Origin of the sequence: Mesorhizobium sp. M0208 (assembly GCF_040322015.1) — a bacterium.
Classification (GTDB): domain Bacteria; phylum Pseudomonadota; class Alphaproteobacteria; order Rhizobiales; family Rhizobiaceae; genus Mesorhizobium.
Genome location: NZ_JAMYSP010000004.1, coordinates 102,222 through 119,450, shown reverse-complemented (window position 1 = coordinate 119,450; position 17,229 = coordinate 102,222). Strand labels below are relative to the sequence as shown.

Annotated in this window: 8 protein-coding genes; 1 reads left to right on the top strand and 7 read right to left on the bottom strand. The window is 63.2% G+C overall.

What is annotated here, in order from left to right; translation table 11 throughout:
- Positions 1 to 19: 19 nt before the first annotated feature.
- Positions 20 to 1,558: a trimethylamine methyltransferase family protein gene (locus NKJ17_RS06200; RefSeq protein WP_352505547.1), complete on the bottom strand. Its 1,539-nt coding sequence runs from the start codon at positions 1,556 to 1,558 to the stop codon at positions 20 to 22.
- A gap of 218 nt (positions 1,559 to 1,776) precedes the next feature.
- Here NKJ17_RS06200 and NKJ17_RS06195 point away from each other — a divergent pair, with 218 nt between their 5' ends.
- Positions 1,777 to 2,367 carry a transglycosylase SLT domain-containing protein gene (locus NKJ17_RS06195; protein ID WP_352505546.1) on the top strand — a complete coding sequence of 197 codons (591 nt, stop codon included), beginning with the start codon at positions 1,777 to 1,779 and terminating at the stop codon, positions 2,365 to 2,367.
- Between the two features lie 14 nt (positions 2,368 to 2,381).
- On the opposite strand, the gene NKJ17_RS06190 is transcribed toward NKJ17_RS06195, so the two are convergent.
- The 6 genes from NKJ17_RS06190 to NKJ17_RS06165 all read right to left on the bottom strand — a co-directional run bounded on the left by NKJ17_RS06190 (position 2,382) and on the right by NKJ17_RS06165 (position 17,200).
- Entirely contained in the window at positions 2,382 to 4,805 is a 2,424-nt protein-coding gene (locus NKJ17_RS06190; protein ID WP_352505545.1) for a dipeptide ABC transporter ATP-binding protein, read from the bottom strand.
- Between the two features lie 79 nt (positions 4,806 to 4,884).
- Entirely contained in the window at positions 4,885 to 6,042 is a 1,158-nt protein-coding gene (locus NKJ17_RS06185) for an ABC transporter permease (protein WP_254819057.1), read from the bottom strand.
- A gap of 12 nt (positions 6,043 to 6,054) precedes the next feature.
- Complete coding sequence (locus NKJ17_RS06180; protein ID WP_352491082.1) at positions 6,055 to 7,089, bottom strand: ABC transporter permease; 1,035 nt, start codon at positions 7,087 to 7,089, stop codon at positions 6,055 to 6,057.
- 218 nt (positions 7,090 to 7,307) lie between these two features.
- Positions 7,308 to 8,960 carry an ABC transporter substrate-binding protein gene (locus NKJ17_RS06175; protein ID WP_352505544.1) on the bottom strand — a complete coding sequence of 551 codons (1,653 nt, stop codon included), beginning with the start codon at positions 8,958 to 8,960 and terminating at the stop codon, positions 7,308 to 7,310.
- Between the two features lie 261 nt (positions 8,961 to 9,221).
- A complete protein-coding gene (locus NKJ17_RS06170; RefSeq protein WP_352505543.1) occupies positions 9,222 to 15,272 on the bottom strand; it encodes a translocation/assembly module TamB domain-containing protein in 6,051 nt (2,016 codons plus the stop codon).
- Positions 15,272 to 17,200 carry an autotransporter assembly complex protein TamA gene (locus NKJ17_RS06165; RefSeq protein ID WP_352505542.1) on the bottom strand — a complete coding sequence of 643 codons (1,929 nt, stop codon included), beginning with the start codon at positions 17,198 to 17,200 and terminating at the stop codon, positions 15,272 to 15,274. The genes NKJ17_RS06170 and NKJ17_RS06165 overlap by 1 nt, the downstream gene beginning before the upstream one ends.
- Positions 17,201 to 17,229: the final 29 nt, after the last annotated feature.

Below are 17,229 nucleotides of genomic sequence, written 5' to 3'. Positions count from 1 at the left end.
GAGCGCGAGCCTTCGATCATCACGGCTCGCTTTGCCCGATCGCTTCCTTGCGCTTGGCCACGTATGCCTCCAGCGCTTCGCGCCTGGAGATTTCCATCACCGGCTCGACATAGTCCTCCAGCGCCTTCTTCCAAAGCCTCGTCGCCCGCGCCGTGGCATCGAGCCCGCCAGCCTCCTGCCAGGCCTCGAAATTTTGCCAGTTGGACAGCATAGGCTGGTAGAAGGCCGTGGCGTAGCGCTCCAACGTGTGCGGCTCGCCGAAGAAGTGGCCGCCGGTCGGTACCGCACCCAGAGCTTCGACGGCGAGCTCGGCCTCGTTGACTTCGATCGGGCGCAAAAACTCCATCATGTGCTGGATCATCTCGACGTCGATGATGAACTTTTCGAACGACGCAGTCAGCCCGCCCTCCTGCCAGCCGGCGGCGTGGTAAATGAGGTTGCCGTGGCCGAGCACCGCGCCCCACAGCGCCATCAGCGTCTCATAGGCGCCTTGCGCGTCGGCGGCATTGGAAGCCGAGCCCGGCGTCGTGCGGTAAGGCAGCTTGTAGCGCCGCGCCAACTGTCCGGACGCTATATTCGCCTTGGTGTTTTCAGGCGTGCCAAAAGCCGGCGCTCCCGATTTCATATCGACATTGGAGGTGAAGGCGCCATACATCACCGGCGCGCCGGGGCGGACGAGCTGCGTCAGCACCACGCCGAACAGCGCCTCGGCATTCTGCTGGGCGAGCGCGCCGGCAAGCGTCACCGGGCTCATCGCCCCCATCAGTGTGAATGGCGTTACCGCCACCGACTGGCCGAACTCGGCCATTGTCATCAGCCCCTCGGCCATCATCTCGTCGAAGCGGCGCGGCGAGTTGACCGAAATGATCGTGGTGACGCCGGGATCGTCGCGCATCCCGTCAGGCGTCAGTCCGCGCGCGATTGCCATCATTTCGATGCCGTCGAGCGCCCTGCCGCGACCGATGGCCGAGACGTGAAAGCTTTTGTCGGTCAGTGTCAGATTGGCGAAATAGGTGTCGAGGTGACGGGAATTCGCCGGCAATTCCACCGGCGCGCAGACCTGGTTGCCTAGCATGTGGATGCAGTTGAAATGCTGCGCCAGCCGGACGAGATCGGAATAATCGCGCAAATTGCCGGCACGGCGGCCGCGCTCCATGTCGTGCACATTCGGCGGCCCGGCGACAAGCGTGAAGTTGATGGTATTGCCGCCGAGGTGGACGGCATGGGCGGGATTGCGCGGCGTAAGCGTATAGCTGGACTGCGTCGTCTTCAGCGCTTCCTCGATCATGCCGCGATCGATGCGGACGTTCATCGAGGCATGATCGACCTTGGCCCCGGCCTTCTCGAATAGCCACAGTGCCCGCAGGCTCATCACCTCGATGCCGAAATTCTCCAAAATATGCATAGAGGCTTCATGGATCGCCTCGATCTGGTCGGCCGAGAGCATCGCCATCGGCGGATAAGGGTTTGTCACCCGCCTGAGCGGCAGTTGTGGGATGGCGGTCGGTCCCCTGTTGCTGGTTCGCTCGGCGCCGCGCTTGCGTCTTGGTTCGCTCATGCGGCGCATCAAAGCGCCGGCATGAGCATCGGGCTGTCAAGAATCCGCCACCTGCGGGCGTGATTTTAGCCAAGGCGCCATTGTGAGAATTTCACGTCGGTAAAAGCGACAGCAAACGTCGGAATATTTATACCTGTTCAGTGTCGGCCAAAGCGGCCGATGAGCCGTTAAGGAAGACAGCAAGATTCCTTTTATGTTTTCGGCCTAATGCTTTTCCAATGCGTAGGTCGAGTTTTAGTAAAATTGTAGCGATTGCCGTGCCGCTGGCGCTTTCGGCCTGCGCGACGCCGCCGAACCACATCAACGATGTGTGCGCCGTTTTCGACCAGAATGACGGCTGGTTCGACAATTGGCAGGCGGCGGCACAACGCACCGAGCAGAAGTACGGTGTGCCGGTTCCCGTGCTGATGGCGACGGTGCGCAAGGAGTCCGGCTTCAAGAGCAATGCCAGGCCGCCGCGCACCAAGCTGCTGGGCTTCATTCCCTGGAAACATATCTCCAGCGCCACCGGCTTCTCGCAGGCACTCGACGGGACCTGGGCGCAATACCAGAACGAGACCGGCAGCTGGGCGGCGCGCCGCACCAGGTTTGCCGATGCCGTGGATTTTGTCGGCTGGTATCATTCCAAGACCGCCGACACGCTCGGCGTCGCCCGCAACGACACATACAATCTGTATCTCGCCTACTATCTCGGCTGGAATGCCTACAAGCGCGGCAGTCGCGGCGACGCCGACGTGCAGCGCTATGCGCACGCCACGGAGCAGATGGCGCAGGACTACGCCGCTCAGCTACGGCAATGCGCGCCCTAGCCTACTAACGGCTCTCAGCCGCCCTTGGGTTTGCGTGGCTTGCGCGTGGCGTCGTCCGCCTGGCGGCCGTCGCCGACTGTCGGCGGCATGATTGGTGCCGACGCGCTATCGGCAGAGCTTGAGGTGCCGCCGGTCTCTGAAACCTCGTCGCGAACCTCATGACGGCGGGCTTTGGCGACCGCTTCTCCATTCTCCGCTACCTCGCCCTCGGCATCAGCTTCCGCGCTGCCGGTCTTGCCGTGTGGACGCTTGGGCGGATCACCGGCAAAGCCCGGACCAGTACCGTGCGACGCATCGTCCGGCACGCCCTCATTCGCGGCGTGCTCCTTGTCGAATTTGATCACCGGCTCCATTTTCGCCAGCACGTCGTCGGCCAGCCAGCACAGGCTCATATGGCCGTCGCCGAGATGCTTGACCGGCGGCACCTTGGTTTCGCAAAGATTGTCCGGCACCAGCTTCTTATAGCCGCAGCGCGTCTGGAACGGACAGCCCGAGGGCGGGTTCATTGCCGACGGAATGTCGCCTTCAAGCACGATGTGCCTTTTCACCACGCTGGTGTCGGCGATCGGGATCGCCGACAGCAGCGCCTCGGTGTAGGGGTGATAGGGCGGCGAAAAGATCTGGTCGGTCGTGCCTTGCTCGACGATATAGCCGAGATACATGACGACGACGCGGTCGGCGATGTAGCGCACCACCGACAGATCGTGGCTGATGAACAGCATCGTCGTCTTGTTCTTGCGCTGGATATCCATCAGCAGCTCGGTCACCGCCGCTTGCACTGACACATCCAATGCCGAGACCGGCTCGTCGGCCACCACCACCTTGGCGTCGCCTGCAAAAGCCCGCGCCACGCCAATGCGCTGTTTCTGGCCACCTGAAAGCTGGCGCGGCTTGCGCGACTCGAACGCCCTCGGCAGCTTCACCAGGTCGAGCAACTCCAGCATCCGCTTGCGGCGGTCGGCCACCGTGTTGCCGACATTGAACTTTTCCAGCGTACGGATGATCTGCGAACCGACCGAATGGCTGGGATTGAGCGTGTCGAACGGATTTTGGAACACCATCTGGATCGACGACACCGTGTCGACGCTGCGCTTCTCGATCCCGGTCGACTGGATCTCCTTGTTGCCGAGCTTAACGCGGCCGGAGCTTGCCGTTTCGAGGCCGAGCAGCACCTTGGCCAGGGTCGATTTTCCGCAGCCGGATTCGCCGACGATAGCGACGGTCTCGGATTCGCGGGCCATGAAGGAGATCGTCTCGTTGGCCTTGACGACGCGGCCCTCGCTCGAGCCGAACACTTCGCTGCCGCCGACCTTGTAATACTTCCTGAGGTCTTCGATCTGGAGCACCGGCGCACCGGGCACCACGCGCTCGTTGACCTTCTTGGCGCCGGGCGGCAGCGCCTCCCAGTCGATCTCGTTGAAGCGCACGCAGCGCGAGAAATGCCCGTCATGGCCTTCGACCGCGATCATCGGAATTTCGGCGGCGTTGCAGACGCCCTCGACGAAATGGTGGCAGCGCGGGCCGAAATTGCAGCCCTTCGGCCGCTCGTGCGGCAGCGGCAACTGCCCCGGGATCGAGATCAGCGGCCGCGAATTCTTGTCGGCGCCGGGCAGCGGGATCGAGCGGAACAGGCCTTGCGTGTAGGGATGGCGCATCCGGTCGAAGACGTCCTTGATCTTGCCGGTCTCCACCGCTTCGCCCGAATACATCACCGTAATGCGGTCGCAGGTCTCCAGGATCAGCCCGAGATTGTGCGACACGAAGATCATCGAGGTGCCGAACTTCTCGCCCAGCCCCTTGACCAGGTCGACGATGCCGGCTTCCACCGTCACGTCGAGCGCTGTCGTCGGCTCGTCGAGCAGGAGCAGCGCCGGCTTCGACAGCAGCGCCATGGCAATGACGATGCGCTGCTGCTGGCCGCCCGAAAGCTGGTGCGGATAGGAACGCATCATGCGTTCGGGATCCGGCAGCTTCACCGCGCGCACCATTTCCAAGGCGCGTTTATAAGCTTCGTCCTTCGACACCTTGTCGTGGATCAGTGGCACTTCCATCAGCTGCTGGCCGACCTTCATTGCCGGGTTCAGACTGGCCATCGGCTCCTGGTAGATCATCGCGATCTTGTTGCCGCGGATGGCGCGCAGTTCCTCATCGGACAGTTCTCCCATGTCCTTGCCCTGGAACTTGATCTTTCCGCCGACGATCTTTCCGATGTTGGAGAGGTCGCGCATGATGCCGAGCGACACGGTCGACTTGCCGCAACCGGATTCGCCGACAATGCCCATTGCCTCGCCGGGCATGACGGTGCAGGAAAAATCCATGACCGCCGGGATCTCGCCCTTACGGGTGAAGAAGGAGATCGACAGGTTCTCGATCTCGATGATCGGCTCATTGGTCGGCCCACTGGTCGGCTTGGCGGGATTTCGAACTGCCTCATTCATGGGTCGCTCCAATCCTTGTTCTTCAGGCACGTCGGGCCGAACCCGGCATCGGTCTTCCCGGCGTCAATCTTTCCCGGCATCAATCTTTCATAGACTGTTCGCGCAGCGAATCCGCCAGGAGGTTGAGGCCGAGCACGAACGACATCAACGCGATCGTCGGCGGCAGCGCCGGGTGGATGAAGGAGCGCAGCAGCCGGCTTGCATCCTTGATCGCCGTGCCCCAGTCCGGGCTTTCCGGCGCTAGTCCCAGCCCGAAATAGCCGAGCGTGCCGAGCAGGATCGTAGTGTAGCCGATGCGCAGGCAGGCGTCGACGATCAGCGGCCCGCGCGCATTGGGCAATATCTCCCACAGCATGATGTACCAGGGCGATTCACCGCGCGTTTGAGCCGCCGCAACATAGTCGCGCGTTTTGATGTCCATGACCAGGCCGCGCACGATGCGGAACACGCCCGGGCTGGAGGCGAACACCACCGCCACGAAGATGTTGAGCTGGTTGGGATCGATGTGGATGATTTTGAACGGATCGGCATCGAAGACAAGGCCGGCATAGATCCAGCCGCCAAGCACCAACGTCAGGCCAAGCAGGATATAGAGGCGGTCGGGACGGTTCTTGTAGCGCGTCCAGAACAACACACTGAAGAAGATGATCGGAAACAGGAAGAACAGCCCTGCCATCGCGTAGGGGATCGGCGTGTCCATGATGCCCGGCGTCACCAGCAGGTAGAACAGCAAGATCACCGGGAAGGCCAGCACAAGGTTTGCGAGGAAGGACAGCACCGTATCGATCCTGCCGCCATAATAGCCGGCCGGCAGGCCGAGCGTAATACCGACCATCAGCGCAAAACCGGTCGCCGCCGGCGCGATGATCAGCACGATCTGACTGCCATAGACCATGCGGGAGAACACGTCGCGGGCGAGCTTGTCGCCGCCGAAATAGTATACAAGTTTCGACGCCGGCTCGATCGCGCCCGGCAGCGCGTCCTTCATGATCGGCACCTGGGCAAGCGGATCGAAGGGCGAGATGGTCGACGCGAAGATCGCCGTAAACAGCCAGAACAGGCAGATGCCGACGCCGACGATGCCGACGCCGCTGTCGAAAAGCTGGCCGTAAAGGCCTAGTTTCTTCTTGTAGCCGAAGCTCGCTCCCATCACCAGGGCAAGAGCGATCCAGACCGGCCAGAAGCGGGCAAGCACGCCGAGTACGACGTTGAGGGCGCTGAGATATTCGACCTGCATCCGCCCGGTCTCCTATTGAACTCTGATGCGCGGATTGAGGAACGCGTAGCCGACATCGGAGATGAGCTGTGTGATCAAGACGATAAACACCGAGACCAGCGAGCAGCCGAGCAGAAGATCGATGTCGTTGTTGCCGGCAGCCTCGACCAGCGTGTAGCCGAAACCCTGGTATCGGAACATCACCTCGACGATAACGACACCGGTGAGCAGCCAGGGAAACTGCAGCATGATGACCGTGAACGGTGCGATCAGCGCGTTGCGCAGAGCGTGCTTTATCACCACGCTGCCGAAGGAGAGGCCCTTCAGCCGGGCGGTTCGGATATATTGCTGTGTCATCACCTCCACCATCGAGGCGCGGGTCATGCGGGCGATGTAGCCGATGCCGTAGATCGCCAGCGTCATTACCGGCAAGGTGAAATTGTAGAAGGTGATGCCCTGGCTGGCCGAGGCCGCCGAACCGTTCAGCACGCCGAGCCAGGAGGCGAAGATCACGGTGAAGATGACGCCCGAAACGTATTCGGGCGTCGCCGTCGAGGCGATCGAAGCCACCGACAATGTACGGTCGGTGCGTGAGCCCTCGCGCATGCCGGCGAGAATGCCGATCAAAAGCGAGATCGGCACCATTACGGCCAGCACGCAGAGCATCAGGATGCCGGTGGCGCTGAGCGCCGGAAAGAGTTTCGAAGCGACCGTCGTCTTGAACTTGGTCGAGCATCCGAAATCGCCTTGCAGGATGCCGGAGAATGTCGGCACGACCGGATCGTTGCAGAAGGAGAAACGCTGTGCGGGCTTGCCGGTCGCCGGGTCGGTCACCGGCTGCTTTGGCATGATGCCCAGCCATTGGCCGTAGCGGACAAAGAAATTCTGCCGATAGCCATGGTTGACCAGCCAGGCCTCAAGTTGCTCGGCGGATGTGTGCATTTCGGTCTGGCTGATCGCCAGCTTCTTCAGATTGGGCCCGAGATTGACCAGGAAGAAGACGATCATCGTCAGGCACAGCATCGTCAATGCCATGGTGCCGAGACGCCTGATAACGAAAGAAAGCATGGCGGTCCCCTGCCGGTCGGGTTGGGGGTTGGAACCGGTTTGCAAGCCGCCCTGCCGCCAGCGGCAGAACAAGCCTTCAGACCAGTCCCAGATGCAATACCCTTTTATTGCAGACCCCGGCCGAAGAGTCCGCAACTTTTTGCTGCGCCGACTTCCGGTCCATGGATCATGCAAAGAGCGACGGAAAGGGGCGAGACGCCCCTTTCCGGATCGTCCGGTCAGGCCTGCTCGAGCCAGACCTTGCCATAGTCGCGCTCGAAGGTCGGGTGCATCTTGTAGTTCTGCACCGCCTTGACCGAATGGCTGTAGAGCTTGCGCCAATAAGGCTGGATGATAATGCCGGAATCCTGCAGGATCTGCTCGATATCCTTCATCATTTCCTTGCGCTTGGCGGCGTCGGCGACTGCGAGCGCAGCGTTGAGCTTGGCATCCCACTCCGGATTCGACCAGGCCGTCTCGTTCCAGGCTTCACCTGTGCGGTAGCCGATCGCCAGAACCTGGACGCCGAGCGGCCGCATGTTCCAGTTGGTCATCGACAGCGGATACTTCGTCCAGTCGTTCCAGAAGGTCGAACCCGGCAGCACCGTACGCTTCACCTTGATGCCGGCGTCCCGCATCTGCGCGGCGATCGCATCGCCTGTATTCTTGTGCCAGTCCTCGTCGACCGTGATCAGCTCGTGCTCGAAATCGGCCTGGCCGGCTTCCGCCATCAGCGCCTTCGCCTTGGCCGGGTCGCGAGCAATCTTCGGCAGTTCGTAGTATTCCGGATGGATCGGGGCGACATGGTGGTTTTCGGCAACCGTGCCGGCATTGCCGTAGCCGAGCTGGAGGACGACATTGTTGTCGACCGCGAGCTGCAGGGCGTTGCGAACCTTCTGGTCGCCATAAGGCTTGTTGGTCACATTGGTGCGGCAGACGATCGTCGAGGCGGTGACGATCTCCGACTTCACCAGGTCCATGCCGTCGAGGATCGACACATAGTCGGCCGACGTCTCGAAATTGGTGTGTACCTCGCCTGCTTCGAAGGCGCTGACCATGGCCGCCGGATCGGTGCCGTAGTCGACGAACTCGATGCCGTCGAGGAAGACCTCACCATCCCACCATTTGTTATCTTCGCGGCGCTTGTAGACCACTTTCTGGCCGACATCGTAGGAGACCAGCTCGAACGGCCCAGTGCCGATCGGGCAGGACTTGAAGTCGCCGCCTTTTTCATCGAACGTCTTGTGGACGATGAGGCCGGGATAGTCGCACACGTTGGGAATGAGGGCGATATCCGGCTTGCTGAGCGTCAGCTTGATCGTGTGGTCGTCGACCTTGGTCACCGCGCTCTCATCCAGTTTGTCGTCCTTGACCAGCGAACCGAGGCGACCCGGCATGGAATTGCCTTCGGCCTTCTTGTCGGCCCAACGCTTGAGGTTGAAGATGACGTCGTCTGCGGTGAACGGATCGCCGTTGTTCCAGGTGACGCCTTTGCGCACATGCAGCGTGTATTCGGTAGCGTCGTCATTCACGTCCCAGCTCTCCAGCAGATAGGGGCGGAATGTGTATTCGGTGGTATATTTGACCAGCGGCTCGAGCGCCTGGCGCTCGGCATTGGCGATTTCCGACCAGTCGGCCTTGCGCGGATCCTTCGGATCCTTGATCCATTGCGCGACCTTCAACACGCCGCCTTTCTTGCCCTGGACCTCTTCCGCTTTGGCCGGCGTCGGGTCTGCAAGGCCAAGCATGCCATAGGCCATCGCCGTCGAGGCTCCGAAGACGCTGGCGAGAGCCAGAAATTCGCGACGATCCATCTTGCCTGCCTTGGCGTCTTCGGCCATGGCCAGGATGTGATCGGGAACGCGGTCGCCGTTACTCTTGTAGATCGTCATGACTAACTCCCATTGTTGGCTTTCTGCCTTTTAACATTCCGCATCCGCGCCATGATGTCAAAGACGGCACGGATTGGGAACATGCCAAGGAATGTGCAACTTTGGAAGCAGGCCGGTTCGCGCGTTAACGACAGTCTTGGCGCAAATTTGCTAGTGCGCCAGGGATTTCGCCCGAAATCTCCACGGGCAATTAAACCGGGACATTTGCTGCTGCGCCGCTCGTTCATCGGGCAACCAGCTGTTCTGCGCGAACGGCCGGTTTCAATATTCCCGTTCGTAGAAAACACCGCCTTTGGCTTCGCCGGCGTCGGTTGCCTCACCACGCAGCTTGACGCCGCGCCCAACGTCGAGATCGACGGTTGCCTTGCCCGAGCCCGGCCTGTCGCCCTTCTGGATCGTCACGTAGGTGCGGTCGTTGAGATACTTGCCCGCCGAGACGGCGGTGCCGCCCTCTTCGTCGGTGATCACGTCGAGGTCGTCGACGCCGATCGCGCTGCGCAGGTTCTGCAGCAGGGAGGTCGAGCCGCCGATGCCGGCCAGTTGTCCGGCAGCCTCGGCAAGCTGAGCGATCTGCAGCGGCGACAGGTTCGACATCGAACGGCCGAAGATCAGCTGCGCCAGCACCTCGTCCTCCGGCAGCGCCGGTACCGAGGAGAAGGTGAATTTCGGGTTGGTCGCCTCGCCCGACACCACGATGGTCACGGTGGCGCTGGTCGTCTTCGATTGCGCCGTGAGATTGAGGTAGGGCACCAGAGAGCCGGAAAAGCCGACCGTGCCTTCGGTGAAGGTCAGCCGCTTGGCAAGGATCGTCAGCCGACCGCGCCGCAAGGTGAAGGTGCCGACCGCCTGGGGTGACGATGCCGGGCCGGTCAGCCGCAACGACCCGCCGAGTTCGGCGTCGACGCCCCTGCCCTGGATGAAGATCTGGCTCGGCGCATTGACCGTGACGTCGAGAATGAGGCCGCTGCCGCCGCCACCGCTGCTTGCAGCGGCCGGGCGCAACGCCTTGTCCTGCGCACGCACGGCGGCCGGCGCATTCTTGTGCTTGACGTTGAGCTCGGCCAGCGAGCCGGGCAGTTTTTCGGGTACGGTGATGACGGTCTTGGCCAGGTTGACGGTACCGGAAATCATCGGCGCGGAGGTGAGCGGCCCCTTAACGGTCAGGTCGCCGCCAAGATTGGCGGTGACTACCTTGCCGTCGGTATAGCGGCCGTCGACAAGCTTGATCGACAGATCGGCCGGAAAACCCTTAGCCGGATCGATGCCGACGGTGCCGCTGGCCGAAAGGCTGCCGCGCGTCGACAGCGTGCCGGTCAGTCGATTGATCCTTGCCACGCCGCCACCGACGGCGACATCGGCAGTGATGTCGTTGATCGCAAGCCCCGAACGCGCGTCGAGCAGGCGGGCGCCTGACGTGCGGACCGTGCCTGAGATCACCGGCGACGTCGCCGGGCCGCGTACCTGTATATCGACGTCGGCCGTGCCGCTCAGGGACAAGCCTTGCGCGGCGAGTGTCCTGGTGAGGAATGCGAACGGCACCTTGCCGGAAAAGTTGAGATCAAGGGTGGGCGCGCCTGATGTCGTCATCGTGCCGCCGCCCTTGAGACCGAGGCCGGCGGCATCGCTCATGTTGGCGTCGAAGGTCAGTCTGTTGCCCGAATACGTACCTGAGGATAAAACGCCCATGGCGCCGAAGCCTGCACCACGGGTCTGCGACGTCTGAACGCCTGCTGCATCGATCTTGAAAGCAACGGCCGGATTGGCCGGCGCACCCGTCACCTTCACCGTGCCCGAGATGGAACCGGCGGCATCGAGGCCCGGCGAAAAACTGTTGGCTATCGAGATCGGGACGCGGGCCAGCGTCGCGTTGAGGTCGAGCGCCTGCCCAGCTTTGCCCGTGACCGTCGCCGTGCCGCCGCCGAGGTTGAGCACCAGCCTGTCGAGGCTGGGCACTCCATTGGCGATGTTGATGGTCGAGGCCTGGGCGATAGCCGCCTTGATGCCGCGGATGGTCGCCTCGCCGGAGGCAAGTTCGACCGTCGTCGTGCCGTTGACCGCCTTGACCCGCCCACCGGCTTTCAGCGGAATATCCTTGACGGTGGCGCCACCGGAAAAACCGGTCCATTCGCCGTCGCGCTTGAGATCGACGTCGACGCCACGGATAACCGTGCCGCCGGAGGTCACGCTGTCGGCACGGATTTTGCCCGAGATCACCGGTGCCGCCAGATAGTTGGCGATCAGCGCATCGATGCTCACGGCCTTGGCCGAGACATCGCCGCGCGAGATCGAGCCCGTCATCGCCTTGACGGCGACCTGCGGCACGGCGCCCGCCTTGGAGAAGGCGATCGTGCCGCGCACATCGCCGTCGGCCTTTTCCAGTGCCAGGGCAGCAAGCGGACCGATATCGGGCAGGTCGAGCGCTACCGTGCCGACCGGGACGAAGGCATCGTCGAGCGCCAGGTCGCCGGAAATACGGTTCTTGCCCAGCGACAGCAAAAGCCCATTGATGGCGCGTTTGCCGTCCGATGTCGCCAGCACGGCGCTGCCCTGCAGCGGTTGACCCGCGACGTTTCCGGTGAGTTGCACATTCGCAGCCGGGTTGGCGGCATCAGCCTTGCCGGTGGCAGTGAGCTTCAGGCCAGTGATCTCGCGCGCCGCGACCGAAAGCCTGTCGCTGTTGACAGTCAGGGACAGATCCGGCGCAGTGCTGGCGCCTTGCGCATTCAGCGCGAAAGAGATGGCGCCTTTGGCGTCCTTGGATACCAGCGAGACGTCGCCCAGCGCGCCTTTGACGTCGGCGCTGAGCTTGTTGGCGGCAAGGCTCGCCTGCCCGTCTGCCGTTAGCGAACCGGACGACAGCCTGACGGCGTTGGCGGTGACATTGCCGTTGGCGTCTCGCTTCAGCGCGGCACTGAGTTGTGTTCGCGCGGCGAGCACGCCACGTACCGCCGCCGGCAGCGCCGCCGACGCGGCATCCGCCTTGAGATTTAGATCGATGGCGCCGTCGGCCAGCGAGACCCGCCCGTTGAAGCCGCTGTTCAACGCGTCGCTGGTCACTGTGCCGCTATCGATGATGACAGCGTCGGCGGCAAGGCTGCCGGCGAGTTTGGCAGTGACCTTGCCGGCGATCAGCGGTGCGACTGTCGGATTGTCGATGCCGATTTTTTCAGCGGTCACGGTGCCGGAGATCGGCCCGCTCCGGGCTTTCACGTCGAAGCGATCGGAGTGCAGCGCCAGCGTGATGCCCTCGACCTTAGCCAGATTGGTGGCGGCCGATGGCAGCGTCGCGGAGATGTCGAGCTTCGGCTGCGTGCCCTGCCCGGCCGCCTTTAGCGATATCGCCTGCAGCTCGAGCTTGATCGGACTTGCCTTGCTGCCGAACGACAGCGGCAGGCTCGGACCGGTCGAGGCGAGGTCGAGCGAGAAATCGCTGGCGCCGTTCGGATTGATGGTGCCGGCTGCCTTGCCGGAGATTTTCTCGCCGGCAAGCGTCGCCTGCTCGATGGCCAGGCCGCTGACCGAGGAGAAGCGGCCTGCCGCATCGAGATCGAGCGGCCCGAGCCCGGCCCGCCGGGTCTGGTTGGTTTCGGCGCCGCTGAGCCGGGCGTTGAAACGGACGTCGGGGGCAGCCGACGATCCCGTGACCTGCGCGGTGCCGCTGAGCGCGCCCACGGCATCGAGACCCGGTGAAAAATCATTGGCAAGCGCTGCCGGCACCGCCGACAAGGTGGCAGCGAGATCGAGCGTCTGGCCAGCCGTACCCGACACGGCAACCGAACCGCCGCCGACACCGAGCGCCAGGTTCTCAATGCTCACCATGCCATTGGCGATTGTCAGCGCCGACGGCTGTGCGATCGCTGCCTTGATGCCGCGGATGATTGCCTCGCCCGAGGCAAGCTCGATGCTGGTGATGCCGTTCGCGATCCTGACCCGCCCGGCCGCGCTGGCCGGAATGCCGGCGACCGTGGCGCCGCCGCTAAAGCCGGTCCAGTCGCCGTTGCGCTTCAGGTCGACATCGATGCCGCTGATCACCGTGGTTCCGGAAGTGATCATGTCGGCCTTGACTTTGCCGGCGATCGCCGGGGCTTTGAGATAATTGGCGACCAGCGCGTTGACGGCGATTGTCTTGGCCGCCAGTTCGCCGCGCGAAATCGCGGTGCTCGTCGCATCGATCGCGACCGTCGGTGCTCCATTGTCGTTGGCGAAGCGGATCGTGCCACGCACGTCGCCGGCTAGCGTTTGGCCGGCAAGTCTGGCCAGCGGGGCAATATCGGCGGCATCGAGGGCCAACGTGCCGAGCGGCAGCAGGTTGTCGTCGAGCCCGAGGTCGCCGGAGACCTTGTTGTCGGCCAGCGAGACGGCAAGTCCATTGATGGAGCGCTTTCCGTCGGTCGTGACCAGCGATGCCTTGAGGTCGAGCGGCTGGTCGTCGACCGAGCCGGTCAGCGAGACATCGGCGGCGGGACTGGCGATATCGGCCTTGCCGCGCGCGCTCAGCTTGATCTGCTTCACCGCATGGCCGGACGCCGTCAGGCTGTCGCTGCTGGCCGAAACCGAGAAGTCCGGCGCGGTGCGCGCACCGCTTGCGGTCAGCGCGAAATCGACTGCGCCGCCGACCTTCGCGCCAACCAGCGGCGACAGCACCGACACGTCGCCGAGCGTTCCTTTGATATCGGCTCGGATATCGGTGCCCTGCGCGCTGGCGGTGCCGCTGGCGTTGAGCGTGCCGGAGGTGAGCTGCAGTGCATTGGCGGCAAACGCACCGTCCGGGTCGCGGGTCGCGGTTGCGGAAAACTGCACGCGCTGGCCGAGAACCGAACTGATCTGCGGCGGCAGCGCCGTCGAAGCCGCGTCGGCATTCATCTTGAGCGTCATCGACAGATCGGCCAGCACCACGGTGGCCGTTACGGACGCATTGAGCGCGTCGCTGCGCAGCGTGCCTTGGTCGACGACGACCTGGTCCTTGCTGACGGAGCCGGCGAGACCGGCGCTGACCCTGCCCGTTATCAGCGGCGCCAACGTCGCAACGTCGGTGTTCAGGCCGGCCGCCGTCAGCTTGATGGTGACAGGCCCGCTACGGTTCTGGATGTCGAAACCATCCGAATGCACTTGCCCGATCAGGTCGTCCACCCGCGTGCCGCCCGCCACCACCGAGACCAGCGACGCGCCGATATCGACCATCGGCGCCTTGCCATCGCCGAAAGCGCGGGCCGTGGCGTCCTTGATCGCCACGGTTATCGGCTGCGCCTCGCTGCCGAGACTAAGCACGATCGGCGGCCCCTTTGCGGCGAGCTTAACGGAAAGATCGCTGGCACCGTTCGGATCGACAGTGCCGGCGGCCGTCGCGTGCACGGCATCGCTGTCGATATTGGCGCGCTCCACGTCGACGCCGCCGGCCGCGGTCGCTGTGCCGGCGAGGTCGAAGCTGGTCTTGCCGGCAAACAGCGGCTTCAGATTTTCGGGCAGGAAGCGCTCGAACTCGCCGTCACCCTTGGCCTCGACATAATGACCCTTGTTCGTGAGCTGATGACGACCGGTAAGCTGGGTGACGATCCGGCGATCGACGACAAAGGTCCCGATGCCATTCCAGTTGGCGAGCGGTCCGGTGCCGGAAACGACAATCTCGACCGGCGGCGCGCCCGGCAGCTTGAGCAGGTTGGCGATGATGCCGCCGGCCGGCTCGGATGCCCTCAAGTCGAGGTCGAGCTTGTTGTCGGCCGGCGCGAATTGGGCTTTGGCGTCGACCGTGCCTTGCTTGCCGTCATGGCGAACGATGTTGAGATTGGTCTCGATAGCCAACGGCGAGGCATCCGCCTTGAGCGCTCCCTTGGCTGCGAGCTCGGCAACACCGCTGCCGGCCAGAGCCTGCCCGAGTGCGATTTCGGGAAGGTCGAGCTGCTTGACATCGATGGAAACCGGCAGCGTGGTCGCCCCGCTTTGGCGCGGCTGTGTATTGGCCATCGGCAGCCTTGCCAACTCGATACGCTCGGCCCCAATGCGATCGGCGCTGAAGCTCTTCGACAGGAGTGCCAGCGGCGACCAGTCGACGGCCACCTTGCGCGCCACCATCCAGGCGCCTTCGCGATCCTCCAGAACGACATGATCGACCCTCAGCGCGCCCGACCAGATACCGTCGATGCCGACGACAGTGACCTTGCGATCACTGGTCGAGGCCATGGTCGAGATGATGCCGGCAAGGTTTTCGCGGCCGCGCTCGGTCTTGGTCAGCACGACGAGCGCCCCCACCGCCGCTGCCACGACGATGAGCAGCGTGTAGAAAAGGATACGAAGGATGCGCCTGAATATTGCCATCAGAATGCCTGGCCGATGCCGGCATAAATGCCGAAATGAGGATCGTCGGGGCCGCGGTTGAGCGGCACTGCCGCGTCGATGCGGAGCGGCCCGAACGCCGTCAGATAGCGCAAGCCTACACCCGCGCCGACCTTCATGTCCGAAAAATCGGGAACCTGCCTCGTCGACACCGTGCCGGCATCGACGAACGGCACAACGCCGATCTTGTCGGTGACGGCGATGCGCATCTCGACCGAGGTCTCGAAGAAGGAAAGCCCTCCGATCGGCTCTCCATTGCTGTCCTTCGGGCCGATGCCTTGATAAGCATAGCCGCGCACCGAACCGCCGCCGCCTGAGTAGAAGCGGCGATCTGCCGGAACATCTTGAAGACTGGCGCCGATGATAGAGCCGATGGCGACACGTTCGGCGAAAACGAATTTCGAGGCCGAATCGAGCGACTGGTAGGCCGACCCCTCGCCCTTCAGCTTGACGAAGGCAGCCCCGCTCAAAATGTCGTAGCTCGGCTCGGCATAGGCCAGCACCCTGAAGCCCCGGGTCGGATTGAGCTTGCTGTCGCGATTGTCGTAGACATATTGCAGTGGAATGCTGGCGATCAGATAGGTGTGCTTGCCGAAAGCGTCGTGGATCCTCGAATAATCCAGCGCGACTTGCGCGGAAACCGTCTGCTTCTTGTCGAGTTCGTAGGATAGGCCGGTACTGCCCTTGACCGAGAAATGGTCATAGGCGTCGGGGTGCTCCAGCACAGCATTGACGCTGGCAATGAATTTCGACGCCGGCCCGACCACGCCCGGCTTTTCGAACATGACGCCGGCATTGTAATTGAGCTGGGTCAAGTCGTTGCTGCCGATGCCGCTGATCTTGCCGTCGATGCGCAGCTTTTCGGCGCGGCCAAACAGATTGCGATGCCCCCAATAGCCTTCGAGGCCCAGCCCTTCGGTGTTTGAGAAGCTGCCGCCAATGCCGAAATAGCGCGGCTTGCGTTCGCTGACCTGGACACCGATCGGGACATTGCCCTCGGCGTCGAGGGCGTCGGCTTCCTTCACCGTCACGCTGTTGAAGACCTCGAGGCCGAGCAGCCGGTCGCGTGCATCGTCGATCTCATCGGGCGAATACTGGCGGCCACGCTTCAGACCGGTCATATATTCGGTGAAGTCGCGGTCGACCTTTTCGGTACCCTCGACAGTGGTGTCGCCATAGCCGGCGACCGGGCCGGCCGCGACGGTGAGCGTCACGTCGAGCGTCGAACCGGTGTGCTCGGCGACGATCTCGCGGCCCGTCACCTTGGCCAGCGGCCTGCCTTCTTGCTTGAGTGCCCGCACGATCGCCGCCTCGGCCTTGAGCACGGCGCCCGAACTGGCGTCACCGCCGGCGATCAGACCGAAATCGGCACTTGCCAGCCCCGCTGCATCGCCTTTCAGTCTGATGTTGCCAAGCGTGAATTTCGGCCCGGCCGCTATGCTTATCACCACCGGAATCGGCTGCGGGCCGGAAAACTCGGCATCGGGCGGCAGATCGTCGAGCGGCTTGCCCTGAATAGTGATGGTGACGACCCCCTCGTAGCGGGCGTCCGCGTAGAGCGCGGCGACAAGTTGCTCACGGTCGCTGCGCGCCTTGGCCAAAAGACCCAGCGAACCTGATACCGGGTGTTCCTCGTCGGCTTTCAGCGCCGAGGCGTTTTCGAGCTTCTCGGCGAGATCCTTGTCGGCGTCGGGCGTCTCGATCGTCACGGCATAACGCAGCGGGTCAACGATGTCGGCATCTTCGTCCTTCGACGATCCCCATAGCTTGATGCCGAAAATCTCGAAGGCTGCCGCATTTCCGGTCTCGACAATAAGTACCGCCGAGCACAGCAAGGCGAAAAGCAGGGCGCGCGAAAGCGCGCGCCGTTGCGCGGTTCCTCCCGACATCTGCCTTTCATACGCCGGCATTACGCTCCTAGCCTAGCTCGCAAACCTAA